We start from the raw sequence: 26,490 nt of genomic DNA on the forward strand, positions 1-26,490 counted from the left end.
CGCTCAAGCGAACCGTTAGAAGCCGACGAGAAACGCGAGCGATCGCTTGCAACGCCAACAAAATTTGTTATGCTTCACGTTAAGTTATAATCTCTGCTCTCACCACTGAAGCCTCAGCAGTGGGATAAATACGAAAGCCCAACTTTTCGCAGACTTTTCGCATTCCAGAATTTTCAGCTAGGATTTCGGCACTAATTAGCGTTAAATGTTCATTACGCCCTACTTGTAGCAACCTTTTGAGTAACTCAGTTCCCAAACCTTGACATTGGTAGCGATCGCTAACTAATATTGCAAACTCAGCTTCATTTGTACCGTGCAACTTACTTAATCTACCAATGGCTAAAAGTTCATTTTCTTGAGTTGTTAGATTTTGATATTCTACTACCAGCGCCATTTCCCGGTCATAATCAATAAAACACAGCCGTGTGAGTCGTTCGTGGGCAATGCGTTGACTGAGTTTAATCAAGTGGAAGTAGCGGAAATAAACGCTTTCTTCAGATAATGTTTTATGTAACTTAATCATTAAAGGTTCGTCTTCTGGGCGAATGGGACGAATTGTTACTTCGATGCCATTCCGTGTTGTCAAAGAGGAAACGTACTGTGTCGGATAAGGACGAATTGCTAGTTTTGGTAATTGTGCTTCAGTGATATCTAAGTCATGGAGAACAATCCGCGCATCAAGTGCAACTAAGGAGTTTTGGCTGATTTCCTGCGCCTTTACCAAAAGCGGATTAATATCAATTTCTTTAATTAGGCGTTGCTCAACTACAAGCTGGCTAAAGCGTACCAAAAGCTGTTCTAAAGCTTCTAAATTAACTGCTTTTCTACCTCTGACTCCCTGTAGTGCTTTATAAATCCGGGTTTGTTCCATCATCCGCCGCGCCAAGGTAGTATTTAATGGCGGAAGTCCCAAGGCTTTATCTTGAAACACTTCTACTAACTGTCCACCTGTGCCAAATAGTAAAACTGGGCCAAATTGAGCGTCAATGCTACTACCGAGAATCAATTCATAGCTGTTTCTCAAATCTATCATTGGCTGGACGGTGACACCAGCAAAAGAATTTGCTCCAACTTTGGCAGTTACAGATGATGCGATCGCATTATAAGCTTCACGCACGGCATCAGCATTGTGTAAATTTAAATGCACCCCATTCACATCAGTTTTATGGGTGATGGTTTGAGAAAATACTTTCAAAACTACCGGATAACTAATTTCCTCTGCTAGCCGAACTGCCTCCTCTGCATTCGTTGCTACCTGCGTTGCTACTGTCGGAATACCGTAAGCAGCCAAAACTTGCTTTGATTCCACTTCAGTCAATAAAGTTCTGCCAGCTTGACGTGCTTGTTGAATAATTGTCTCTGCAATAGTGCGTTCGTCTTTGACGTTGCCGTAGGCATCGCAAGTATCCCCATGATCAGCAAGGACAGGGGTTTCATACAACGCACGCAAGTTATAACTATAACGCCACATATAGTAAAATACATTGGCTGCCGTATCTGGAAAGGCGAATGTCGGAATTAAAGCTTGGTTGAGAATTTCTGCACCTGCTTCCACATCTGCATTGCCCATCCAACTCGCAAGTACAGGTTTACCAATTTGAGCAAATGGTTTTAGTTGATGCGCTGTTTGTGTAGGGTCAGTCATTGCTTGCGGTGTAAGAATTGCTAATAATCCATCGCTATTTGGGTCTTGAGCAATAACTTCTAACGCTTTAGCATAACGTGTAGGGTCAGCATCTCCAAGTAAGTCAATTGGGTTGTTGTGACTCCATTGTGACGGCAATAGCTGGTTTAGTGCCTGATATGTTTCTTTTGATAATTCTGCAAGTTCACCTCCATCGGTAATTAAAGCATCAGCCGCCAAGACTCCGGGCCCGCCTGCATTGGTAATAATTGTCAGTCTTGGCCCTTTAGGACGTGGTTGCTTTGCCAGCACCTCTGCCATGTCGAACAAGTCAGCAATACTCTTAACCCGTAAAACCCCACTCCGGCGAAATGCGGCATCAAATACGGCATCACTACCTGTCAATGCACCTGTGTGTGAGGCTGCGGCTTTGGCTGCTGCTGCTGTCCTGCCAGCTTTAATGACAATAATTGGTTTTGTTAGCGCTACCTCCCGTGCCGCTGAGAGAAACGATCGCGCATTTCCAATTGACTCCATGTAAATAACAATGCTTTCAGTATGCGGGTCATCACTGAGATAATCAATCAAATCGCCCCAACCTACATCCAGCATTGAACCAATGGAAATAAAGGCACTAAAGCCGACATTCTCGTGAAAACTCCAGTCTAAAATTGCTGTACACAACGCCCCACTTTGGCTGATAAAGCCAACCTTACCAGGCAAAGCCATACTCATACTATTGGCAAAGGTGGCATTTAACCCAGTATGGGGATTCATTACACCTAAGCAGTTAGGGCCAATCAACCGCATTTTGCCCCGGCGCACTTGCTGGAGTACTTGCTGTTCTAATTCTGCCCCGACAGTGCCAATTTCCTTAAACCCAGCAGAAAGAACGATCGCTCCCTTCACTCCCGCATCGACACATTCGCCTATTACACTAGGAACTGTCAGCGCAGGGGTGGCTATAATTGCTAAATCTACTGGTTCTGGCACAGCCGCAATATTTGGATAAGCTTTGATACCAAGAACGCTATGACGTTTGGGATTAACTGGAAATACCGTGCCGCCAAATGGATGGCTGATGAGATTCCAGAGGACAGTTCTACCAACACTACCTTCACGTTCGCTAGCACCAATTACGGCAATGCTTTTAGGCGCAAATATAGCATCTAAAGGTTGATGCTGGGTACGTAAAATATCATAGGCGCGATCGCTTCCCCATTGCATAATTTTTTACTCCCGTTGCTTCCTTACTGACGTTGGATATTTTGGATAGGATGGTCAAATACAACCGTCGGTGTCTGTCGCACAATCCGCTTACGTAATTCATCTGCCATCAAAATCAACGGTGGACAAATCAGCAACAGCAACAACTGAGAAGGCTGTAAAGCCGCGGTTGCAAAGATTTTCTGCAACGTTGGAGAGTAAATAATCGCCAAAATCAACGCCCACTCAACCGCAATTCCCAACCAAATTAACCGATTTGTCAAGAAACCCAATCGAAAAATTGAAACTCTTTCGGAACGACAAGCAAAAACGTTGCCATCTTGACAGGCGACAATTACCGCTAAAGTTACAGTTGTTGCTTGATGGTAAATTGCCATTGTGGTAGCGCTTGCTGATTGCGAAAGAATACTCGAACTCACCGCTTGCAATTGGCTAATTCCATAACCATTTGCCCACCAAACTAAGAAAAAGCCTGTCATCCCAGCTAAACCTTCGAGTAATCCTAAGAAACAATAGGCACGCAGCATCAGAGGTACATCAAGTAAGGTTTGAGACTTTTTGCGCGGTGGTTGTGTCATTATGCCTTTTTCTGGACGTTCTGCACCTAATGCCAGCGCTGGCAACATATCGGTTCCTAAGTCTATCGCCAAGATTTGCAGAATTACTAAAGCTGGAGGTACTTTTAAAAATACCATTGCCAGAAATGGCAGAAACTCTGCCATGTTTGATGCCAGAATATAAGTAATAAACTTGCGGATATTTTGATAAACTGCCCTTCCTTGCTCAATGGCAGTGACGATAGTTGCAAAGTTGTCATCTACTAAAACAATATCTGCGGCTTCACGGGCAACATCTGTACCGTTTTTGCCCATTGCAATACCAATATTAGCAGCACGTAACGCCGGGGCATCATTCACGCCATCACCAGTAACGGCAACCACATGACCTAAATTTTTATACGCTTGTACAAGTCTTAATTTTTGTTCCGGCATTACCCGTGCAAATACTAATCCATGTTGATATTTGTGTAATATTTGTCGGAGTTGAGCATCAGACAGATGCCCTAATTTTTCGCCTGTAATAACTCTGGGTTTACCGTTGGAAATCAAACCAATTTTTTCAGCGATCGCAACTGCCGTCAACCCATAATCGCCTGTAATCATTGTGACTTGAATACCTGCGCGATGACAAAGAGCGATCGCATCTGCAACTTCTGGACGAGGTGGATCTATCATGGCTACAAGTCCGATAAATATCAGGTTTTGTTCTAAGGCAGCATTTTCTTGTTCCCGTAATTCTGTACCACCTTGTCTTGTCGCCACACCCAAAACCCGATAGCCAAGGCTAGCAAGTTGATCGTTTGCCGCCTCCACCTCTGCGCGTTCTGCTGCTGTTAGTTCCTGCTGCTGTCCATCGCGTAAAATAAACTGAGAATGTTGCAACACATCTAAAGGTGCGCCTTTGGTAAATATCTGTAGTGTATTTTCAGTCTTTTGTGTCGGTTGAGCAAATTCTAGACTATTTGCAAGTAACACTGTCATCATCCGGCGGTGAGAATCAAACGGGACTTCTCGCAATCGTGGTGCTTGGTGCTGCAAATCCTCCAATTTAAAACCAGCTTTAATTGCCACAACCAACAAAGCTGCTTCAGTGGGATCTCCTAATACTTGCCACTGACTCGAACCTGGGGGATGGTTTAACCGTGCATTTGAGCAAAGTGCTGCACCTGCTAATAGTAATCTAACTTGGGGTTCACACTCAAAATTTGTAATTTCGACTTCACCTTTTGGTTCGTAACCCACACCTGTAACATTAATCTTTGCACCAGGAATCCACAACTTGCGGACGGTCATTTCGTTTTTAGTTAAAGTTCCTGTTTTGTCAGTGCAAATAACTGTAGTCGCACTTAAAGTTTCCACTGCTGAAAGACGGCGTACCAATGCGTTTTCTTTGGCCATTCGCTTCACGCCAATTGCCAAAGCAAGGCTGACTGTTGGTAACAATCCTTCCGGTACAAAAGCCACAATAATCCCAATGCCAAAAATGAAGCTTTCTTTGATTCCCATACCCACCAAAAAATTAGTGAGTAAAAACACAACTACGCCCATGCTGATGGCGATAATTGTAATGATGTGAACCACCCTAGAAATTTGCACTTCTAAGGTGCTGGCTTCACGTTTGACATTAGCAGTTAGATGTGCGACTTGACCAAATTCTGTATGCGTACCCGTAGCATCAACCACAGCCAATCCCCGACCTGCGGCAACAGTAGAACCTGCGAATACTAAGTTAGTCGCATCCAAAGCACGGAGATTTTCTGTAGCAACGGGTTCAGAAGACCGAGGAACGGGTAGGGATTCCCCAGTTAAAATAGAAACATCAACATACAACGATTGGCTTTCCACCAGTCGCGCATCAGCAGAGATTTTATCTCCTTCCTCTAACTGAATTACATCACCTGGAACTAACTCGCGTGCAGGTATAGTACACAGCGTACTGTCACGATAAGCTTTTACTTGGTTAGGTAATACTTGCTTTAATGCAGATAATGCCTTTTCTGCTTGAAATTCTTGCCAGAAACTAAAAATAGCATTAATCCAAATTACTGCCCAGATAGCCCAACCTAATTCCGGGGTTTGAGAAATAAAAGCTAAAATACCTGCTACCCATAATAAAAGCGCCATGAAATGAGTTAGTTGGTCAATAAAGCGTAATATTAAAGGGCGTGTTTGCGGTTCGGATAGTTCATTATAACCATATTGTTTGAGGCGTAAATTAGCTTCAGATTCGCTCAGTCCTTGGGGCGTTGTGATTAAGTTTTGGTAGACTTGTTGAGAGGTAAGTGACCAAATTTGATGATTTGTATTCATGTTGTTAGCCTAATAGCAGTTAAAATAATTCGTAATTAAATAATTCGTAATTAAGTAGATGATTGGTATTTCAAGACGCGATTTATCGCGTCTCTACATGAGAATTTTTGCTGATGTGAACTTATTACAAAATACCTTTTTCTGCTGCTGCGATTTCTAACAACGTTTTCAGCACTGAATCAGGATTAAGACTAATCGAATCAATACCTTGTTCTACCAAAAATCGAGCAAATTCTGGGTAGTCACTTGGTGCTTGACCGCAAATACCAATTTTGCGATTACACTGTTTCACTGTAGATATTGCTTTGGCGATCATCCCTTTGACAGCATCATCGCGTTCATCAAATAAATGCGCTACTAACTCTGAATCTCTATCAAGCCCTAATGTTAATTGGGTTAAGTCATTAGAACCAATTGAGAATCCGTCAAACACTTCACAAAATTGCTCTGCAAGTTGTACGTTACTCGGTAACTCGCACATCACATACACTTGTAAACCGTTTTCTCCCTTCACCAAACCATGCTTCGCCATCTCTGCAAGTACGCGCCTACCTTCAGCCGGAGTGCGGCAAAATGGCACCATCAAAATCACGTTGCTTAAACCCATTTCCTCGCGGACTTTTTTCATGGCGCGACATTCTAAAGCAAATCCTTCGCGGTAACGTTCATCATAATAACGCGATGCACCTCGCCAACCAATCATCGGGTTTTCTTCATGAGGTTCAAATTGTTTTCCACCTAAAAGATTGGCATATTCGTTAGTTTTGAAATCACTCAAGCGGACAATTACAGGTTTGGGATAGAATGCTGCTGCGATCGCACCGATACCTTGGGCGAGTCGATCCACAAAGAATTGCGCTTTATCTTCATATTGCGCGGTTATTTCAGCAATTTTGTATTTAGCTAGTTCATCTTCCAATTTATTAAAATGAATTAATGCTAAAGGATGCACCTTAATGTGGTTAGCAATAATAAATTCCATCCGTGCCAAACCCACTCCATCATTAGGAATAGCACTATAGCCAAATGCTTCTTCTGGGTTGCCCACATTCATCATGATTTTAGTGCGAGTGTGGGGTAATTTTTCTAATGGTATTTCTTGAACTTCGTAGGGTAACAAACCTGCGTAGACTTTTCCGGTTTCACCTTCAGCACAAGAAACTGTAATTTCTTGCCCAGTTTTAATTACCGTTGTGGCATTACCGCAACCCACAATCGCCGGAATTCCCATTTCTCTAGCAATAATTGCCGCATGGCAAGTACGCCCGCCGGAATTGGTGACAATAGCACTGGCTTTTTTCACGATCGGTTCCCAATCGGGATCGGTGCGATTAGTTACCAGCACCTCACCAAGCTGAAATTGTTCCAAGTGATGCACATCGAGAATTACTCGTGCTTTGCCTTGTCCGATCGCCTCACCCACACTCCGCCCTGTAATCAATATTTCTGCTTTTTCTTGGAGATGATAACTACGCAGCACATTTTTAGTCTTCTGCGATTGCACTGTTTCGGGACGTGCTTGGACTATAAATAATTCGTTGATGATGCCATCTTTTGCCCATTCGATATCCATTGGTGTGTAAACACCACGCACTTTTGAGTAGTGTTCTTCAATTAAAGATGCCCAGTGTGCTAGTTGGAGAATTTCGTCATCATTGAGGGCAAAAGTGGTGCGATCGCTCGCTGCAACGGGAATATTTTTAGTCATTTTCGAGCCGCCCAAGTCATACACCATCTTGATTTCTTTTGTCCCCAGACGTTTTTTCAAAATTGGGCGGTATCCTTGTTTCAGAGTTGGTTTAAATACTAAATATTCATCAGGATTTACCGCACCCTGAACGACGTTTTCACCCAAACCGTAGGCAGCGGTAATCAATGCTGTATCTTTAAATCCTGTCTCAGTATCAATAGAAAACATCACACCAGATGCAGCTAAATCGGAACGCACCATTTTTTGAACGCCGACAGAAAGGGCAATACTGAAATGGTCGAAGCCTTTGATTTGACGGTAGGAAATGGCGCGATCGGTAAAAATGGACGCAAAGCATTTATGGCAAGCTTGTAATACACCTTGCAGTCCGTGGACATTTAAGTAAGTTTCTTGCTGTCCAGCAAAGCTAGCATCGGGTAAATCTTCGGCTGTAGCACTGGAGCGAACTGCTACATCTGTATCAGCACCATACTTTTGACACAGGTTTTGGTATGCTTGAGCGATCGCTTGTTCTAATTCTTCAGAAAACGGGGTTTGTAGCATTAAAGACCGCGCCTGTTTACCTCGTTGCCGCAAATTATTCACATCTTCAACATCTAAGTCTGCAAAAATCTGTCTTAGCTGTGGCTCTATTCCTGCTACTTGTATAAAATAGCGATACGCGTAAGCCGTAGTAGCAAATCCTGTAGGAACTTTCACACCTTTGGGTTTCAGCTGCTGAATCATTTCTCCCAAAGAAGCGTTTTTACCTCCAACTGTAGGGATGTCTGCAATTCCTACTTTCTCCAAAGGCAACACAAGAGCTTGTGATAAAACTTGATGTTCAGTGTTTTGATTGGAAAGTATTTTTAGCACCATAGTAAAGCTTCCTTAATATAAGTGGAAAGGGTTCAAAGGCTGCTTTGAGTTAATGAGCATTTCATCTGCCACTTATATTTATAGGAAGATACTTTGAGGAACTTGTGAGGATGTCAGATTGTGACTATCATTCAATTTTAGATTTTGGATTGATTTCACAGATAAATCTTGCCAATTGTACCTTTGTAGAAATTAGCTCTCACCTAATTCTTCCTCAACCAACACTGTTAAATTTTTAGCTTTCCGCTTTTGTTTCAATCTTCAATCCAGTCTTCACGACCCAACAGATCGATAATTTTGTCTCTGAGTAAAAAGTCGTTTTCTTCTAGTTCAAGCTCCACACAAACCCAATCACGACCAGGAATGTACTGACACAAAGCATAAATCGGCTGGTTACGTCTTACAAGTCCTTTTTGAATAAGTTGGCGCGCTTCTTCTTTAATAACTTCTAGGTCATATTTGACAGCAGTATTCATAACTTTTCCCTCAGCTATTAAGTTCTGCAAAGCTAGAAAAATTCCTGCTTTGGCTCTACTTTAAACTTACCAAAAGAATCTGAAAAAATTGTGAAGAAGACAATAATGATACATAAGTTTATTACTAGATAATCTTATTTTTGTAAGTATAATTTTTTACTATAAATATTGCTTTTCTTAGACTTATGAAACAGAAGAGATAATATTGGATTTCTTCACAGGTTCCTCAAACTTTTTACGTAATTTTATCTATGTCCATACAGGACATAAGTATAGCTGACTTTTCACGGTATCTGGAAAACCTCACTTCTATTTCTCTCTCCTAAAAGGAGAGACTTTGAATATTCCCCCTTCCCGCACTTCGTGCCGCTGTTAGAGGGTTAGGTTTTTCGTGGCTTTTCCGCATAACGTGAAAAGTCAGATAGGTATAAGAGGGTAATTAACGTGGAATCTAGAAAATACACTAAATTAATTAACTTTTTACTAGAGGAGTTAGCACGCTCTTTGGGCATTTATGTAGGCAATGATTTTCAGTTTTCACAATAATCAAAGCCAAGTTGCTTGGAAAATGACAATGCTTTTCTCACGAATTCACTCACTAATAAAGAAACTCTGGGACTTCCAGAAAATAAATTATCCCATTTTCATATCTCCTCTGCCTCCTCTGCATACACAACGATGGAATATTTTTTTAGTTGGAAATCCCTCTTTGACGCAGTGTGCAAAAAAGGGATAGAAAATAGGGGCAAGACGAAAGGGCATCCCATATTTTATATTCCTTGCATAGAACTCCGCGTTTTGGGCAAACTATGCTTGCAATACAAAATCAGATGCTGTGAGAGTTGCCGCACCAGTTAGAGTTGCAAATAGACCGCCACTGCCAAAACCAGCGGCGCTGCCATTTTGGTTGTAAAATAAATGTCCACTCACAGCGTCATAAACAATTTTCGCCGTACTAGTCCCCGCTGAAGAAGTGATTTTAAAATCACTGGCGTTACTAAAACCTATTCCCGCAGTAGAAGCGATCGCAGTGAAGGTAGTTTTATCTAAGATAATCTTGTCACCTTGAGAGTGTTTGAAGTCAGTTATGGTATCTACACCAACAGCAAAATTAACAAATGCAGCATCAGTGTTGTAAACGAAAGAGTCTGCACCCGAACTACCCGTAAGCAGATCATTGCCAGCACTACCTGTAAGAATATCATTACCAGCACCGCCAACAAGAGTATCATTGCCAGAACCGCCTCGTAACAAATCATTACCACTCTTACCGTAGATGATGTCATTACCGCCTTGACCATTAATTACATCGTTGGAATTTTCAAAACCAGTGATGCTATTATTTCGATCATTAAGGAACGTTACCGTATTTTTGTTAAACAGGCTAGTCTGAGTAGAGTTAGCATCGAAGACATCAAAACTATCGTTAATAGTCGTTTGTCCATCAAACAAAATATTGCCGATAGCTGGTTGTGAAGAACTTGCTGGCAGGTTATCCAGGTTTTCTAATTTGAAATTTTGCAGAGTGACTTTGGTGTTAGCGACATTTTCAAACGAGACTTCTAAGTTGTTCCCATTTTGAGTGAGTTGCAAATTTCGGGCAGTTAAGCCATTACCTGTAAATTGCAGTGTATCAACATTGGCAATCACCGTTGCTGATGGATTTGAGCCTTTACCGATACCACCAAAATCAGTGATGGTGTCATTGCCGTCGCCTCGACAAATCACAAACTTATCTTTACCACCATTGCCTGTGAGGGTATCATTACCAGCTTTGCCGTCGATCATATTGTTGCTGGCGGTGCCTACAAGAATATTTGCGCCGGGAGTTCCCGTGAGGTTAATGGTGCTGCCTATATTCTTCCCCCCAAACAGCACGTAGCTCTGCCCTGAGTTGTTGCCGTTGGGGTCGGCAACAGGTGCGCCGATAATCAGGTCAGCGAAGCCATCACCGTTGATGTCTCCCGCACTGCTCACAGACTGCCCTGAGTCGTCACCTGGATTAATGCCGTTGATGACAAAGCCATTAGTGCCGTTGAGGGTGGAGAGATTAAGTCGGGCACTAAAACCGCTCTTACTGCCAAACACCACATAGCTCTGCCCAGAAAATTGACCGTTGGGGGAGGCATTTGATGTGCCGATAATCAGGTCGTCAAGACCGTCACCGTTGATATCTCCTGCATTGCTCACAGAATGACCTGAGAAGTCGTATTTATTGATGCCGTTGATGGCAAAGCCATTAGTACCGTTGAGGGTAGAGAGGTTGAATTGGGCATCAAAATCCCCCTTGCTACCAAACACCACGTAACTCTGACCTGACTTCTCGCTGTTGGAGTCGGCACCGAATGCCCCGATAATTAGGTCAGAGATGCCGTCACCGTTGATGTCTCCGGCACTGCTCACAGAGACGCCTGATTCATCATATCTATTGATGCCGTTGATGGTAAAGCCGTTAGTGCCGTTAAGGGTGGAAAGCTCAAACCTAGCACCAAAGCTGCCCTTTCTACCAAATATCACGTAGCTCTGTCCTGAGTTTTTACCATTGGGGGAGGCCAAAAATGCCCCAATAATCAGGTCGTCAAGACCGTCGCCGTTGATGTCTCCTGCACTGCTGACAGAATAACCCGAGAAGTCAGCTGAATTAATGCCGTTGATGGCAAAGCCATTAGTACCGTTGAGGGTGGAGAGGTTGAGTTGGGGACTAAAACCACTTTTGCTACCAAACACCACATAACTCTGCCCTGATTCGGCACTGTTGGGATCGGCATTTGGCGCCCCAATAATTAGGTCGTCAAGACCGTCGCCGTTAATATCTCCCGCACTGCTGACAGAGTTACCCGAGAAGTCAGCTGGATTAATACCGTTGATAGCAAAGCCGTTAGTGCCGTTGAGGGCGGAAAGGTTGAGTTGGGCACTAAAGCCGCTTTTGCTGCCAAAAACGACGTAACTGTGTCCAGAGTAAGAGCCGTTGGGGTCGGCATCTTGTGCCCCGATAATCAGGTCGTCAAGACCGTCGCCGTTGATGTCTCCGGCACTGCTGACAGAGATGCCTGATTTGTCATTTGCATTGATGCCGTTGATGGCAAAACCGTTGATGCCATTGAGGGTAGAGAGGTTGAATTGAGTACCAAAACCGCTTTTGCTGCCAAATACCACGTAGCTCTGTCCTGATTCATTACCATTGGGATCAGCATTTGGTGCCCCAATAATCAAGTCGTCAAGACCGTCGCCGTTGATGTCTCCGGCACTGCTGACAGAGGCACCTGAGTAGTCACCTACATTGATACCGTTGATGGCAAAGCCGTTAGTACCGTTGAGATCCGAAAGGTTAAAAGTTGAATTTGCCATTATTTCTCTAATGTTACTTTTGATCGGTTATGGTTCTTTAGTCATTAGACATCTCCAGAAATTAGGTTTTCATCTAGATAGGATAAGGGTTTGAGATTTTTTTGGGAGATGTCTATTAGCAAAAATACTAGTGCCGTAGTCAATTCAAAATTTAAACAGATATACAGCAGAAGCATTTTATTGATTTGGAATAGGTGATTTATTACGCCGTGCTGTACACTGATAGTCAGTACTAAACTGTTCACTTACAATTTAAAAAAAGTCTGAAAAGTTTCAGATTAAAGTAGATTTCAAGTTCTTGAGGTACAAGAATACCCACACCCACATTGTCGTGTACCCTCACCAAGGCATCGGACAGGATTGGTGAGGGTGTACCTCATTTACTAGCAAAGTGGTGGAAGTGATTTTAATGAGGCAATTTACTTGAATATTTAACGAATCATGACAACCTAAATAAAAGCCTATTCCTGATCTCTGCATTCAGTAACACTCCTCACCGCTCATTTTTTTTGACAGTGAAAATTATTCCTTTTCAACTAATGCAGTTGAAAAAGACTCAACAATCTTTTTATTTCTTAAAATTTACTATCTCCGTGCTTTTTGTTATCAGTAATATCTCCTGTAAAGGGCTGAATTCCTGTTCCTGGATATTGGTCATCGGTAGGAGAAAAAATTCTGATAACCGCCTGTGCTATATATTTAATGACTCGTTGTAAAGCTATATAAAGATGACGAAGCTGATGTTGGATAATTTTGAAAGTAGTCATGAATTTTGCTCCTGATTGTTCAATCACTTGAAACTATTTAGTAGCTTAAAGAACTTTGAATTCTTGTTTTTACCAGCATTCTCATAACTCAACAATGTGGTTGGATCTATGAAAAATTTGGCTCCACTCTTAAAATTAGGAAAAGAACTTGAGGAACTTGTGAGGAATCCCTAGATTTGCGTCCACGGATTAAGGCTTGGTCAACCCATACTGACAAGAGAGACAAGTAATCTGATTGATTTTTCGGCGTTGCTGAATCCAAGTATGAATCAGGCGATCGCTGCAATCAAACAAGTACCTCAGATATTGAGTGGCACTGAACCATACTTAAGACAATATATACTGAATATCTCATCATTTATTCGGACTTAGAGTAACAAAAAGTTTTACGATGTAGCCGAGCCAAGTAATGCGTAACAGAAAGTACAAGGCAGGGAAAATCCAAAGCAATTCGAGATGCGATAAAGATGAGTTACTATGAGACGACTTGGTATTTGCCCAGCCGACTGCCTGGTTAATTTTCGTCAATGGATTCCCTATGGATGCGTGTTACAGTGTCTATGAGATTGAAGAAGAGGCATTCGGTAGAAGTTTAATTCCCTATTTACCACCGATAAATGATTCCGAGGAGTGATTACCTCTGAATCGGCAAGTCCTGCTTGAGAATGAACAACCCGCTTTCAGCTAGAATTTTCTTTGCAGAGATAAAACTGCTGTAGCCCAAAGACCCTGAAAAAATGCGGGTATACAAAATTATGACCAAGCAACTCTTATCTCTTGCCTATCTGTTATTATCAGTTCTGTTCAAGTCAGACAGAAATTATTCTAGGTGATAAACAATGGGCAAAAAATATGATGTTTATGGTGTAGGTAATGCCTTAGTAGATATAGAATACGAAGTATCTCCAGAGTTATTACAAGAGTTAAAGATTGATAAAGGTGTAATGACACTCCTAGATGAAGATAGTCAAAATCATATTTTGGAAAATCTCAAAAATCTTCATTGCCATAAGAGTTGTGGAGGGTCAGCCGCTAACACAATGGTGGCAATTAGTCAACTAGGAGGAAAAGCTTTTTATTCCTGTAAAGTGGCTAATGATGAATTTGGAGACTTTTACATCGAAGATTTACTCAACTCTCAGGTAGATACCAACTTAAAAAATGGCGATCGCCAATCAGGAATTACAGGTAAATGTTTGGTGTTAGTAACTCCCGATGCAGATCGCACCATGAATACATTTTTGGGAATCACTGAAAAATTTTCTACACAAGAATTAGTATCATCAGCGATCGCTGATTCAGAATATGTATATATCGAAGGATATTTAGTGACTTCTCCCACAGCAAAAGAAGCAGCTATAAAGGCTAGAGAAATAGCTGAAAAAGCGGGAGTAAAAACCACCATGTCCCTATCTGATTACAACATGGTGAAATTTTTTAAAGATGGTTTGTTAGATATCATTGGACCTGGTTTAGAGTTGATTTTTGCTAATGAAAGTGAAGCATTAGAACTAGCAGATACACAGGATTTTCAAGTAGCTGTAGACAAACTAAAAATCCTGAGTAATAAATTTGTGATTACTCGCGGTGCCAAGGGTTCAGTAGTATTTGACGGTCAGAAATTAATCGAAATCGCTGCACCTCAAGTAAAAGCCGTAGATACAGTGGGAGCAGGAGATATGTATGCAGGAGCTTTCCTCTATGGAATTACCCAAGGTATGAGCTATGAAGAAGCCGGAAAATTAGCATCGGCCGCAGCTTCTAAGATTGTTACATCCTATGGACCAAGATTAAAAACTGAAGAATTAAGGGCATTAATTACCACTTAGAATGTGTTTGAAAAGTTTTGAGGGAGTAAATTTTATGCCAGCAGTATAAGCCTTCGTAACCACCTATCCTATATTGTTGCTCTCACCGGATCTAAAGCTTGGGTAAGATTGAGTGGGATAGGTGAATACCCAATGTCGGTTATAAAAATTCAGTAGATCCAAAAGTTGTGCGATCGCGCGAAGCGACCGCCAGAAAATTTAACCTAAACTCCGTCCGAATAGATTAATCATAATAAAAGACCGCAATGTAGGCAGGATTTCTGTTGTCGTCAGAAATGCAACTTAACTGCGATCGCCTCACATAGGCGACTAGTTAAATATTCGCCAATAAAAAGTTATGTCCTGTATGGCGCGATCGCTCTGATACTCTTACCCATCTAGAAGAACGAAAAGTATTCTAAGGGAATTCCAATAAATAAAAACAACCCCTTAAAGTTACTGAGTGTTGAGTGTTGACTGTGAACAGTGGGATATTTTTTTATCTGTCAGCCCCTAAGTACACTGCACGCTGCATAAATTAATAACCCCAAACCTATTGATTGAGTGAAGGGATTCAATCCTCAAAAAGCTACTCACATCAAAGGAAAAACTATTATGAAAAAGCAAATATTCTTGAGCTTCGCCTGTTCTATCTCTGTGCTGGGTTCCATCATCCTCCCAGCTAGCGCACAACCAGTAGCAACTCAGCCAACTCAAGCAACTCAAGCAGTCTCTCAAGAAATTAACATTCCTCAGGATACAGCGATTATTGTCTCATTTCCAGCGTCTGTTGCCGTAGATGTTGGTCAAAAAAAGGATTATCCTTTGACACTTCCTTTAGCTAGCGCTATTCAAGATAGCCAAGGTAATATTGTCGCAGCAGAAAATACTCCTGTAACTGTTATCCTCAAACCCACTGATGGCGGCGCTAAAATTGTCGCACAATCATTAGTTGTCAAGGGTAGAATTGTCTCAATTAAAGCATCGAGTCAGATGATTCCTGGTACTACCATTACCCATATGCGAGCTAATGACAAAGCTGTTGAGAATGGTTCTGTTTGGGGCAGGATTGGCGGAAGCATATCGGGCTATTTGAGCCAAGGCGATCCCGATCAATTTGACCGGGGAGCAATGCTGGGAAGCGCTGTTGGATTAATTTCAGGCTTGCGTTCTGCCGAAAATACTCGGATTGTTCAGATTGCCCAAAGCAGTGTTTATGTTTTATCCTTAGAGGCTCCTATTCAAGTCCCTGCTCGTTAATCCAATCCTTGCCGAACAAAAACTAACTTTTAACTAATTACTCCTGAAAGCGGGTGCAGTATTGTTAAATGAAAGCTATGTCTAGTTTCAGTTTTCAGATACCTTTCTTGTAAAGGTTGCCACTGCTGCCACGACTGATAACGATTTTCAGTTAATAAACTAGCAAGGGTAGGTAGCTTAGTTGCAATTTCTGACTTGAAGATATCTCCTAACCACTCAGCTAAAACCATACTATCCTGGATCGTACCCAAAATTTCTTGGATATTTTTTACTTCTGTAATGTAAGCCGCATAAGACTCTCCATATAAGTCACTAAATAACTCCATCTGGTAGCGTATACGTTTAGCTTCTTTTCGCAAACTATGAAGAATTTCGCCTTCGGTTGTCAATTCTTGTTCTATCTTTTCTGGTTCCCACTTTTTCTGGACTCTGACTTCTGATTCCACAAGTTCGGTGCCAATTAACCAACCCGGATGCAGTAAGAAATTACTCAGTTCCGGTAAAAGTAAATCTGGTAGCACTTGCTCAATACTCACATCTGCCAAAGGTTGATAACTAGGTTTATCCAACCACTTATCTAATGACTCTTTTAGAGATTTGTAAGTTTCGTCTTTTAAGGTTTTCTGCACTCTTGACAGGACATTTTCACGTTGTTTAGCTAAAGCGGTGAAAGCTGTTTGTAAAGATTCCTGCTCTTTGCGGGGTAAATTTGGTTTGTAATTGTTTTCCAAACTTTCTTTGAGTACGTCTAAATCTCGGAGACTACCAAGACGACGAGCTATTTTACCAATATTTTTATCGCTGACTGGTTTGGATATATCTACCGCTATCCCAAACCTATTTACAGCCGTGCGTAAGCGACGCATTCCCACTCTCATTTGGTGCAGCGCTTCTGGATCTTCATCTTTCTTCACTGATTTTTCCCACTTCAAAGTTTTCTTAAAGTGTTTTTCAATCGCTTGGTAAGCGTAGTCACCTAGAGTTTTTACCGTGGGTTGGGTGGCTAATTTCATAATTGATCTTAATGACATACCTAATGCGGTTATTGCATAATAACATTAGTTAAAAAAATGGATCTAGTTTTGATATTTTTTTATTAAATTATGATTGTAAAGTATTCTTATGCTCGTGAGATACTTGTATTGTTATCAACATATCTAATATATATCAAAGGCCTTAGAAGCAGATTTATCCTAAGGATTATATTAAGACCTTGGGCGTAATTAATTAGATAAAGGGAAACAGGAACCAATAAATAGGTCGATGCAGCTCAAGCTAAATCTTGAAGGCTGTTCTTTATAATCAGTCAAGATTTTGGTCATATTTACGTTTCGTAAGATAAGGGACTTCCAGAAAATAAATTATCCCATTTTTATATTTCTCCTCTGCTTCCTCTGCCTCATCTGCATACACAACGATGGAATATTTTTTTACTTGGAAATCCCTAATTTGGTTTATTCCCATCTACTTACTTAATTACAAAGTTAAACTTTTATGTTATGGCCACAAGCAAGGCTTTAACTTTCTCTTCCGCTGAAGGAGTTACACTTTTTCAGGATGTAACTGGCATATCTTCGCTATTAGTAGTTTATGATTCTCCAGCACAAACTAGGCTGGTGGGTGATGGTGATGTAATGGCAGATGTGTTTAAGCTGGGCTAATATCAGTCTTTGATTTTGGATTTTGGTTAAAGATTGGTAGATATTGCCTGTACTGGACAGCTGGGGATACACTGCTCGCAGACAATACAACGCGATCGCGTGAATGTTAGCTTATATGTCTCTGGATGCAAAGTGAGGGCTTCTGTAGGACAAACCCCAGTACACAAGCCACAGTGGACACACACATCTGGATCGATCGCAATTTCGCCTAAAGTATGAGAAACATTAACATGCCGCGATCGCATCCACTCGATCGCCGCATCCAATTGATCGATGTCTCCCGATAGTTCCAATACCAATTTGCCAATTTGATTTGGGGCTACTTGGGCGCGGATAATATTAGCAGCGACATTGAATTCTTTAGCCAGTACATAAGTCACTGGCATTTGTACGGCGCGTTTTGGGAAGGTGAGGGTTACTCGTTTTTTCACAGATTTAGCAGAGGGTTTTTTCTGTTGTAGCGTATTACAGCAGGTTTATTTTGCATAAAGTACAAATTTATACCAAGTTGAAAAAAGAATAGGACAAATAGACCACTTGTAGAGACAGGATTCATCACGTCACGTCTTTACCCAAGGATCGGTTGCAATCATTAATTGAAATGGTGTTATCGGTTTGGAGGCAGGGGCAAGAGTTAAAAACTGTTGATGATAATTTTGACTTTTCCATTTAGTACCTCACTTACTTGTAAACTGGTGTAAGATTTTTATGGCTTCAAATATCGTTAATCAGTCTGAGGATAAAGATAAAATCAAATATAGTCTTTTTTCTATGTCATCTATTGTAGGATATATAGTTTATAGTATTTTCAAAAATCTTTGTAATACATAAATTAAATATTCATATTTATTAATGAGTATTAACGTGTAGATCAACTTTTGGAAAGATGTTCTAAAATTCAGTATTGATATTTATCATTTTGCTATTTAAATTTTTTGCTTGTTATTTGTTCTATATATTTCCATCTGGAAAGCTTTTAAAATGAAAATTTTAGTCGTAGAAGATGATGAGTTAAATGCCTATGCACTCACCGCTGTTCTAACTAACCAAAATTATGCTGTTGAAGTTGCCAGTGATGGGGATGCTGCTTGGGATTTAATCCAAACTTACGATTATGATTTAATACTTCTAGATGTGATATTACCCAAGCTAGATGGGATTAGTCTTTGTCGGCAAATTCGGTGTAGTGGTCTCCAAGTGCCAATATTATTATTGACAGGGCGCGATAGTAGTCATGAAAAAGCGATCGGATTAGATGCAGGGGCAGATGACTATGTAGTTAAACCATTTGACCCAGAGGAATTAGTTGCTCGTGTCAGGGCGCTGTTGCGTCGTGGAGGAAGAACCTCGCAACCTGTGCTAGAGCGTGGTAATTTGCGGCTAGACCCTAGTACCTGTGAAGTTAACTATGCAGGGAATTTGCTGGCACTCACCCGAAAAGAGTATGCTCTGTTGGAACTATTCTTACGAAATAGTCGCCGATTGTTTAGCTGTGGGATGATTTTAGAACATCTTTGGTCTTATGAAGATACTCCACAAGAAGAAGCTGTTCGCACTCATATTAAAGGATTACGGCACAAGCTCAAAGCTGTAGGAGCGCCCAGTGATTTCATTGAGACAGTTTATGGTATCGGTTATCGTTTGAAATCACTCGAAGAGGAGCAGGGGGGAAAAGGGGCAGAGGAAAATATCAACGCCCAATCACAGGAGCAGCAAACACTAATAGCGGTTGGGAAAGTTTGGCAACGATTTCAAGGGCGGGTGGACGAGCAGATGAGGGTGCTGGAGCAAGCGATCGCCTCTTTAAAGCAAAATACCTTAGATCCCGAATTGCGATCGCTTGCAGCCCAAGAAGCCCATAATTTAGCAGGATCTTTAGGTACTTTTGGCTTGAGTCTTGGCTCAAAATTGGCACGCAATATCGAACTGCTGCTGATTTCTAATCAAACTTTCAGTAAATCTGAAATCACCAACCTCGAAAGTTGGGTAAATTTATTGCGTCGGCAAATTGAGGCAAAAAATGCCGCAGCAATATCTGTACTGCCAACAGCGGAAGTTTTAGAAACGGTGACGCCATCGCAAAATGCGTCTGATGCAGAAACTAAAATCTTGGTTGTAGACGACGATCCGCAAATTCAGACATTGTTGGAAACCTTACTTAGCCCTTGGGGACTGAAAGCGATCGCTCTTGAAGATCCACGTCAATTATGGGAAACCTTGGAAGCCATCGCCCCAGACCTGCTGATTCTAGATGTAGAATTACCTTTTACAAATGGTATTGAACTTTGCCAAATGGTACGCAATCATCCTCAATGGACTGAGTTACCCATCCTATTCCTCACAGTCCATAGCGATGCCGAAATGGTAAATCAAGTCTTTAGCGTTGGTGCTGATGACTTTGTTAGCAAGCCCATTGTCGGACCAGAAATAGTAACCCGGATTATCAATCGTTTAGAACGGTTAAAATTGCGGCGACGGGTGGTGCAGGGGAGGAGGGGGGACACCGAGAGAAGTTCGAGCAAAGAAAGCTTTGGATCTGAACTTCAGGAGAGTCATTTTTTCAACTCTCCCAATTTCCAAGCTATCAACGAACTGGAATTGAGAATAGCAGAGCGCACTGCTGAATTAATTAGCGTGAATCGACGGTTGCAATCACAACTTGATGAACGCCAGCGTACACAGGAAGAACTACACTTCTCTCAAGCCCGATTTGCACGAATTTTAGATATTGCTGATGATGCAATTATTTCCATCAACGGGTTCCAAGATATTACTTTGTTTAATCAGGGAGCAGAGAAAATTTTCGGTTACTCTGCTCAGGAAGTAATTGGACAAGGCCTTGATTTGCTTTTGCCCCAGCGCTTTTATCAGATGCATCGTCAGCATGTAGTTGACTTTGGTAAATCTCCTAATCTTGCTCGGCGGATGGGAGAACGACGGGAAATATATGGTCGCCGCAAAGATGGCACTGAATTTCCAGCGGAGGCTTCCATCTCTAAAATAGACATGGGAAATGAAATATTTTATACAGTTATATTGCGAGATATCACAGAACGGAAGCAAGTCGAACGGATGAAAGATGAATTTGTCTCTGTTGTTAGTCATGAACTCCGCACACCTTTAACTTCGATTCACGGGTCTTTAGGAATGCTCGCTAGTGGTTTGCTACCGACAGACTCAAAACAAGGAAAACGTCTGTTGCAAATTGCCACCGATAGCACCGAACGCCTAGTACGCTTAATCAATGACATTCTAGACATTGAGCGCATCGAGTCAGGTAAGGGAAAGATGGAACCAGAAATTTGTGAAATCAGCGATCTGATCGCTCAAGCAGTAAATGTCATCAACCCTCTGGCTGATAAAGCAGAAGTGGCGCTATCTATTTCTGGCGTATCCGGTCAAGTATGGGCAGATGGCGATCGCATTGTCCAAACCTTAACTAACCTATTGAGTAACGCCATTAAATTTTCGTCTGCGGGGTCTACGGTTTCATTAGGAGCGCAACAACAAGGAAATGAAGTTTTATTAACAGTCAAAGACACCGGACGCGGTATTCCCACAGACAAACTTGAGAGTATCTTTGAGCGGTTTCAACAAGTTGACTCTTCTGATTCACGCAATCACGATGGTACTGGTTTGGGTTTGGCAATTTGTAAGAGCATTATGCAACAGCACGGTGGACGAATCTGGGCTGAAAGTGTATTGGGTGAGGGCAGCACTTTTTACGTCACTCTGCCATTAATCGGCACTTTACACAATAATGATTTAGATCGAGACGAACAGGAACGACTGAAATTAGGATATACAAAATTTTTGAACAAAGAACCCGTGACTAGTCAGGGATTTGAACAACAGGTGATGGAGTTACTTCAGAAAATTACTCACAACCAACAAGAGGATAGCCGTGACGACAACAAAGCGAATTCTGGTGGTTGATAACGAGCAATATATTCAAGAAGTTGCAAAGATTTGTTTAGAAACAGTCGCAGGTTGGGAAGTAGAGACAGCGAGTTCTGGTGAAGAGGGCATAATTAAAGCCGAGACTTACCAACCAGATGCGATTTTACTCGATGTGATGATGCCAGATATGGATGGCATTACGACCTTTGAAAAATTACAAGCAAATCCATTAACCAAAGGAATTCCGGTAATTTTATTAACAGCCAAAATCCAGGCTAGCGATCGCCGTCGCTATGCTCAGATGGGAACAATAAGTGCGATCGCTAAACCCTTCAATTCCCTACAACTAGCTGCTCAAGTCGCAGTAGCCCTCGGCTGGAACTTGGAAAAGTAACTTTCTTTGGGCATTGGACATACCCAATGTCCTATACCCAATGCCCCAATCCTTAAAACATGCCAAGTAAATATGCCTTAGCCGACTGAGACTGTCACGATCATAGAGTAAAGAGTAAAAGGCAATCTATTTTGACTTTTAACTTTCTCCTTTTGTTCAACTTTCCACAACGGGAGGTTTAATCTTGACTAAATTGAAAGTTGGTATCAACGGCTTCGGTCGGATCGGGCGGCTTGTGCTTCGCGCTGGCATCGACAACCCCAACATCGAGTTTGTGGGCATTAACGACCTCGTACCACCAGATAACCTTGCTTATCTATTAAAGTATGACTCGACCCACGGTAGATTAAAGTTCAAGGTTGAAGCCAAAGAAGATGGCATCCTCATTGATGGGCACTTTATTCCTTGCGTATCTGTGAGGAATCCAGCAGAATTGCCTTGGGGACAACTAGGTGCAGATTATGTCGTGGAATCTACGGGACTCTTCACTGGCTATGAAGGGGCAGCAAACCACCTGAAGGCAGGTGCAAAGCGAGTGATAATTTCCGCTCCCACCAAAGATCCAGATACAGTTCCTACTTTGCTAATGGGTGTAAATCATCACCTGTTTGACCCTAGCAAAGATATAATTGTCTCCAATGCTAGCTGCACCACAAACTGTCTAGCTCCCATAGCTAAAGTCATCAATGACAACTTTGGCTTGACCGAAGGATTGATGACCACAGTTCATGCCATGACTGCCACCCAGCCAACCGTAGACGGCCCGAGCAAAAAAGACTGGCGGGGCGGTCGAGGTGCAGCCCAAAATATTATTCCCTCCTCCACAGGCGCAGCTAAAGCTGTAGCCCTGGTTTTACCAGAATTGAAGGGCAGATTGACTGGTATGGCATTTAGAGTTCCGACTCCCGATGTCTCTGTAGTTGATTTAACTTTCAAAACTGCCAAAGCCACCAGTTACAAGGAAATTTGTGCTGCCATGAAAGAGGCTGCCGCAGGTTCTCTAGCGGGTATTTTGGGCTACACAGATGAAGAAGTAGTTTCCACAGATTTTCAAGGCGATACTCATTCTAGCATTTTCGACGCAGGTGCTGGTATTGAATTGAATTCCAACTTCTTCAAAGTAGTTGCCTGGTATGACAACGAGTGGGGCTACTCAAATCGCGTTATTGACCTAATGTTGTCTATGTCACAGAAGGAAAAACTCGTACCGACAGCTGCTGTGGTTTGATTTGGATTGGGTATTGGGTATTAGGTACTGGGTATTGGGTATTAGGTACTGGGTATTGGGTATTAGGAAAACTATTCCCCAGTCCCTATTCCCCAATTCGGGATTTGGGTCAAATGGGAAATACCTGAAAACAAGACTTAATTTAGTATCTTTACTTAGCAAACCAGTGATATGAAGCACGTGTGACTTTGGATGCCTCATGCAATGTCTACAACAGTCTACGCCTGGACAGCGCATAATACCAATTCTGCAAAAGAAGACTAAAGGTTTAAACGGGGATACCCAAATAAAATCTCAAGTCTCTGAATTACGAATTACGAACTTGTACTGTCCTCCGACTACGCTCAGAAACCGCGTAGCCGTTGGCGCAGCCTCTCGTAGAGAAGTATTACGAATTACGAATTACGAATTACGAATTGGTCTGATGCATCCAAATTTGCAGGTTATCCCTCAACCCCTAATCCCTATGCGTCGAACCAAAATTATTTGTACTGTTGGACCTGCTACATCTGCACCGGAAAAGCTCCAAGCGTTGGTAGAAGCTGGAATGAATGTAGCACGCTTGAATTTTTCCCACGGTGCCTATGAATTCCATGCCCAAACTGCTCAGTATCTCAGACAGATTAGCGCTGAGCAGCAAAAGCCTATCGCTATTATGCAAGATCTGTGTGGTCCGAAGATTCGTTTAGGTATTTTACCACCAGAAGGGTTAAATCTGGAAGCTGGCACTGAAGTTACTTTTGTTTTACAAGAGAAGGGTGAGAGTATTGAGGAAATACCTCTACCATTGCCGACTTTATTTGCCATGATGCGACCAGGCGAACCGATTTTAATTAATGATGGTCGCGTTAAGTTGATTGTTACCGCTCGTGATGCCGATCGCATTCGGGCACATGTGAAAATTGGTGGGTTAATTTCCACCCACAAGGGAGTAAACTTACCACAAACGCCTTTACCTGTCAGTTCTATCACCGAAAAAGACTTGCTGGATTTGCGTTTTGGGATTCAGTTGGGTGTAGACTTGGTAGCGGTGTCCTTTGTGCGATCGCCACAAGACTTAGAACCCGCCCGCAGGATGATTGAAGCCGCTGGCGCTTCTATTCTCTTAATTGCCAAAATTGAAAGAGCAGAAGCAGTAGAGGAGTTTGACTCCATCCTCAAGGTTGCTGACGGCATTATGATTGCTCGTGGCGATTTGGGCGTAGAAATGCCAATTCATGAAGTTCCTCTGATTCAAAAAGATATAACTCGCCGTTGTAATCAGGCTGGTAAACCCGTGATTACAGCCACGCAAATGCTAGAGTCGATGATTAGCGCTCCCGATCCTACCCGTGCCGAGGCCACAGATGTTGCTAACTCCATTTTGGATGGTACAGACGCCGTAATGCTTTCTGGGGAAACAGCCGTAGGACAATATCCCATCGCCGCAGTCGAAATGATGCATAACATCGCTGTGCGGACAGAACAAGCCTTAGATGAGGGTAGTAGACATTCCTGGTGTCATGAAGCAGGTAGTCTTAGCGTCACCGAATCCGTAGCAGAATCAGTGTGTCGCATCGCCTATGAAACAGGCTCACGAGCAATTCTCTGTAATACTTCCTCAGGGAGTACGGCGAGAATGGTGTCTAAATATCGGCCAACTTCTCCGATTATTGCCTTAACTCCTGACATTACTGTTTATCGCCAGTTAGCGCTTTCCTGGGGAGTGGAACCTTTGCTGATTCCACCAGTCCACAATGCTGAAGAGATGTTTACCAATGTGGTGAACAGAGTTGTAGACATGGGTTTAGCAAACAAGGGAGATAAAGTGGTGATCACCTCTGGCGTCCCAATTGGTAAATCGGGAACAACTAGTTTAATCAAAGTGCATTCCATTGGACAGCCAATTTCCGCATAAGGCATCTAGAATAGGGCTGTGGCTCTAGATAGTAAGCAAAATTAGGCAATGATTCCGAAAAATTGTCAGAATCAGAATTGAAGGGACTAGGGGCTGGGTACTGGGGGCTGGGGACTAGGGACTAGGGACTGGGGAAGGTGCAGTCCCCTCTGGGGATAAGGGGTAATGAGGACTGGGAACTAGGGACTAAGGAGAAGAATAATAACTCCTAACTCCTAACTCAGCATGGGCTAAACGCCCCGCTATCCATGTACAGAACTCAGCACTTAGCACGGGCTAAACGCCCCGCTACCGCTAACAGCACTCAGCACTCTTCACTCACTGGGGAATTAAGTAAATCCTAAACAAACATCACGGAGTATTTTATGTCTAAGAATTTACTGGAACAATTGCGGGAAATGACTGTTGTCGTCGCAGATACAGGCGATATTCAGGCAATTGAAAAGTTCAAACCCCAAGACGCCACCACTAATCCTTCTTTGATTACTGCTGCGGCGCAGATGCCAGAATATCAGGAAATTGTCGATCAGACTTTACTCCAGGCCAAAAAAGATGCCGGAGTTGGAGCCACCAAAGCACAGATAGTTTCTCTGGCTTTTGACCGTCTAGCAGTTGCTTTTGGATTAAAGATTTTACAAATTATTCCCGGTCGTGTATCTACCGAAGTGGACGCTCGTTTGTCCTACGATACAGAAGCTACCTTGACTAAAGCACGGGAATTAATTGCTCAGTATAAAGCCGCTGGAGTTGGCCGCGATCGCGTGTTAATTAAAATTGCCACCACCTGGGAAGGCATTCGCGCTGCGGAAATTCTTGAGAAAGAAGGTATTCATTGTAACCTTACCTTATTGTTTGGTCTTCACCAAGCGATCGCCTGTGCAGAAGCTGGTGTCACCTTAATTTCTCCCTTCGTCGGCCGGATTCTCGACTGGTACAAAAAAGATACCGGACGCGATAGCTACCCAGCAGCCGAAGATCCAGGAGTTTTGTCAGTCACCAAAATCTACAACTACTACAAGAAATTCGGCTATAAAACCGAAGTTATGGGAGCTAGCTTCCGCAACATTGGTGAAATTACTGAGCTAGCCGGTAGTGATTTGTTAACAATTTCGCCATCTCTTTTGGCTGAATTACAAGCCACCATTGGAGAACTACCACGCAAACTTGACCCTGCTAAGGTAGCCAACTTGGAAATTGAAAAGATATCCATTGACAAAGCTACTTTTGACAAAATGCATACTGCTGACCGTATGGCATTTGACAAACTAGACGAGGGCATCAAAGGCTTCACCAAAGCCCTAGAGGATCTAGAAAAACTTTTGGCAGACCGCCTGGTTCGCCTCGAAGGAGAAGTAGTAGCCAGTCATTAAAGAATTCGATTCATAATTCCTTTATGGGTGGGGGTTTAAACCCACCCATAACGGTACGACCTACAGAGGTCGCTTTTTCTGACCTCAAAAC

Annotated in this window: 15 protein-coding genes and 1 pseudogene; 8 read left to right on the forward strand and 8 right to left on the reverse strand. The window is 42.4% G+C overall.

What is annotated here, in order from left to right; all coding sequences use genetic code 11:
* Positions 1–79: 79 nt before the first annotated feature.
* The 6 genes from ACFG4S_RS04330 to ACFG4S_RS04355 all read right to left on the reverse strand — a co-directional run bounded on the left by ACFG4S_RS04330 (position 80) and on the right by ACFG4S_RS04355 (position 12,881).
* Positions 80–2,851 (reverse strand): bifunctional acetate--CoA ligase family protein/GNAT family N-acetyltransferase, encoded by a 2,772-nt coding sequence (locus ACFG4S_RS04330; RefSeq protein WP_392533634.1) that lies wholly within the window; start codon positions 2,849–2,851, stop codon positions 80–82.
* Positions 2,852–2,874: 23 nt separating this feature from the next.
* A complete protein-coding gene (locus ACFG4S_RS04335) occupies positions 2,875–5,721 on the reverse strand; it encodes a cation-translocating P-type ATPase (RefSeq protein ID WP_392533635.1) in 2,847 nt (948 codons plus the stop codon).
* Between the two features lie 124 nt (positions 5,722–5,845).
* Positions 5,846–8,290 (reverse strand): phosphoenolpyruvate synthase, encoded by a 2,445-nt coding sequence (ppsA, locus tag ACFG4S_RS04340; protein ID WP_392533636.1) that lies wholly within the window; start codon positions 8,288–8,290, stop codon positions 5,846–5,848.
* 254 nt (positions 8,291–8,544) lie between these two features.
* Positions 8,545–8,766 carry a DUF4327 family protein gene (locus ACFG4S_RS04345; protein ID WP_392533637.1) on the reverse strand — a complete coding sequence of 74 codons (222 nt, stop codon included), beginning with the start codon at positions 8,764–8,766 and terminating at the stop codon, positions 8,545–8,547.
* A gap of 807 nt (positions 8,767–9,573) precedes the next feature.
* Complete coding sequence (locus tag ACFG4S_RS04350; RefSeq protein ID WP_392533638.1) at positions 9,574–12,114, reverse strand: beta strand repeat-containing protein; 2,541 nt, start codon at positions 12,112–12,114, stop codon at positions 9,574–9,576.
* A gap of 575 nt (positions 12,115–12,689) precedes the next feature.
* On the reverse strand, positions 12,690–12,881 hold the full coding sequence (locus ACFG4S_RS04355; RefSeq protein ID WP_392533639.1) for a hypothetical protein: 192 nt from the start codon (positions 12,879–12,881) through the stop codon (positions 12,690–12,692).
* 839 nt (positions 12,882–13,720) lie between these two features.
* On the opposite strand from ACFG4S_RS04355, the gene ACFG4S_RS04360 reads away from it, so the two are divergent.
* Together ACFG4S_RS04360 and ACFG4S_RS04365 are read left to right on the forward strand one after the other, a co-directional pair.
* A complete protein-coding gene (locus ACFG4S_RS04360; RefSeq protein WP_392533640.1) occupies positions 13,721–14,710 on the forward strand; it encodes an adenosine kinase in 990 nt (329 codons plus the stop codon).
* A 594-nt stretch (positions 14,711–15,304) separates the two neighbouring features.
* Positions 15,305–15,949: a hypothetical protein gene (locus ACFG4S_RS04365; protein ID WP_392533641.1), complete on the forward strand. Its 645-nt coding sequence runs from the start codon at positions 15,305–15,307 to the stop codon at positions 15,947–15,949.
* A 29-nt stretch (positions 15,950–15,978) separates the two neighbouring features.
* Here ACFG4S_RS04365 and ACFG4S_RS04370 read toward each other — a convergent pair whose 3' ends face one another.
* Positions 15,979–16,962, reverse strand: coding sequence for a CHAD domain-containing protein (locus ACFG4S_RS04370; RefSeq protein WP_392533642.1), 984 nt, complete (start codon positions 16,960–16,962; stop codon positions 15,979–15,981).
* A 519-nt stretch (positions 16,963–17,481) separates the two neighbouring features.
* On the opposite strand from ACFG4S_RS04370, the pseudogene ACFG4S_RS04375 reads away from it, so the two are divergent.
* Positions 17,482–17,610, forward strand: a pseudogene (locus tag ACFG4S_RS04375) (DUF3616 domain-containing protein); the annotation flags it as partial.
* Between the two features lie 26 nt (positions 17,611–17,636).
* On the opposite strand, the gene ACFG4S_RS04380 reads toward ACFG4S_RS04375, so the two are convergent.
* Positions 17,637–18,041, reverse strand: coding sequence for an NIL domain-containing protein (locus ACFG4S_RS04380; RefSeq protein ID WP_392533643.1), 405 nt, complete (start codon positions 18,039–18,041; stop codon positions 17,637–17,639).
* Between the two features lie 550 nt (positions 18,042–18,591).
* Here ACFG4S_RS04380 and ACFG4S_RS04385 point away from each other — a divergent pair.
* From ACFG4S_RS04385 to ACFG4S_RS04405, 5 genes are all read left to right on the forward strand, one after another.
* Positions 18,592–21,546, forward strand: coding sequence for a response regulator (locus tag ACFG4S_RS04385; RefSeq protein WP_392533644.1), 2,955 nt, complete (start codon positions 18,592–18,594; stop codon positions 21,544–21,546).
* Positions 21,515–21,904: a response regulator gene (locus ACFG4S_RS04390; protein ID WP_392533645.1), complete on the forward strand. Its 390-nt coding sequence runs from the start codon at positions 21,515–21,517 to the stop codon at positions 21,902–21,904. The genes ACFG4S_RS04385 and ACFG4S_RS04390 overlap by 32 nt, the downstream gene beginning before the upstream one ends.
* A gap of 184 nt (positions 21,905–22,088) precedes the next feature.
* On the forward strand, positions 22,089–23,132 hold the full coding sequence (gap, locus tag ACFG4S_RS04395; protein WP_392533646.1) for a type I glyceraldehyde-3-phosphate dehydrogenase: 1,044 nt from the start codon (positions 22,089–22,091) through the stop codon (positions 23,130–23,132).
* Between the two features lie 466 nt (positions 23,133–23,598).
* Positions 23,599–25,029, forward strand: a complete 1,431-nt coding sequence (gene pyk, locus ACFG4S_RS04400; RefSeq protein ID WP_392535905.1) for a pyruvate kinase — start codon at positions 23,599–23,601, stop codon at positions 25,027–25,029.
* Positions 25,030–25,394: 365 nt separating this feature from the next.
* The gene (locus ACFG4S_RS04405) at positions 25,395–26,399 is read left to right on the forward strand and encodes a transaldolase (RefSeq protein ID WP_392533647.1); all 1,005 of its coding nucleotides are present in this window, start codon (positions 25,395–25,397) and stop codon (positions 26,397–26,399) included.
* The last annotated feature ends 91 nt before the right edge of the window (positions 26,400–26,490 follow it).

This window comes from Nostoc sp. C117, assembly GCF_043099735.1.
Taxonomy (GTDB): domain Bacteria; phylum Cyanobacteriota; class Cyanobacteriia; order Cyanobacteriales; family Nostocaceae; genus Nostoc.

Coding starts and splice junctions, on each gene's coding strand:
- ACFG4S_RS04370 (WP_392533642.1), bottom strand. CDS start 16,962: ATGAAATTAGCCACCCAACCCACGGTAAAAACTCTAGGTGACTACGCT.
- ACFG4S_RS04405 (WP_392533647.1), top strand. CDS start 25,395: ATGTCTAAGAATTTACTGGAACAATTGCGGGAAATGACTGTTGTCGTC.
- ppsA (WP_392533636.1), bottom strand. CDS start 8,290: ATGGTGCTAAAAATACTTTCCAATCAAAACACTGAACATCAAGTTTTA.
- pyk (WP_392535905.1), top strand. CDS start 23,599: ATGCGTCGAACCAAAATTATTTGTACTGTTGGACCTGCTACATCTGCA.
- ACFG4S_RS04360 (WP_392533640.1), top strand. CDS start 13,721: ATGGGCAAAAAATATGATGTTTATGGTGTAGGTAATGCCTTAGTAGAT.
- ACFG4S_RS04335 (WP_392533635.1), bottom strand. CDS start 5,721: ATGAATACAAATCATCAAATTTGGTCACTTACCTCTCAACAAGTCTAC.
- ACFG4S_RS04365 (WP_392533641.1), top strand. CDS start 15,305: ATGAAAAAGCAAATATTCTTGAGCTTCGCCTGTTCTATCTCTGTGCTG.
- ACFG4S_RS04330 (WP_392533634.1), bottom strand. CDS start 2,851: ATGCAATGGGGAAGCGATCGCGCCTATGATATTTTACGTACCCAGCAT.
- ACFG4S_RS04355 (WP_392533639.1), bottom strand. CDS start 12,881: ATGACTACTTTCAAAATTATCCAACATCAGCTTCGTCATCTTTATATA.
- ACFG4S_RS04350 (WP_392533638.1), bottom strand. CDS start 12,114: ATGGCAAATTCAACTTTTAACCTTTCGGATCTCAACGGTACTAACGGC.
- ACFG4S_RS04345 (WP_392533637.1), bottom strand. CDS start 8,766: ATGAATACTGCTGTCAAATATGACCTAGAAGTTATTAAAGAAGAAGCG.
- ACFG4S_RS04385 (WP_392533644.1), top strand. CDS start 18,592: ATGAAAATTTTAGTCGTAGAAGATGATGAGTTAAATGCCTATGCACTC.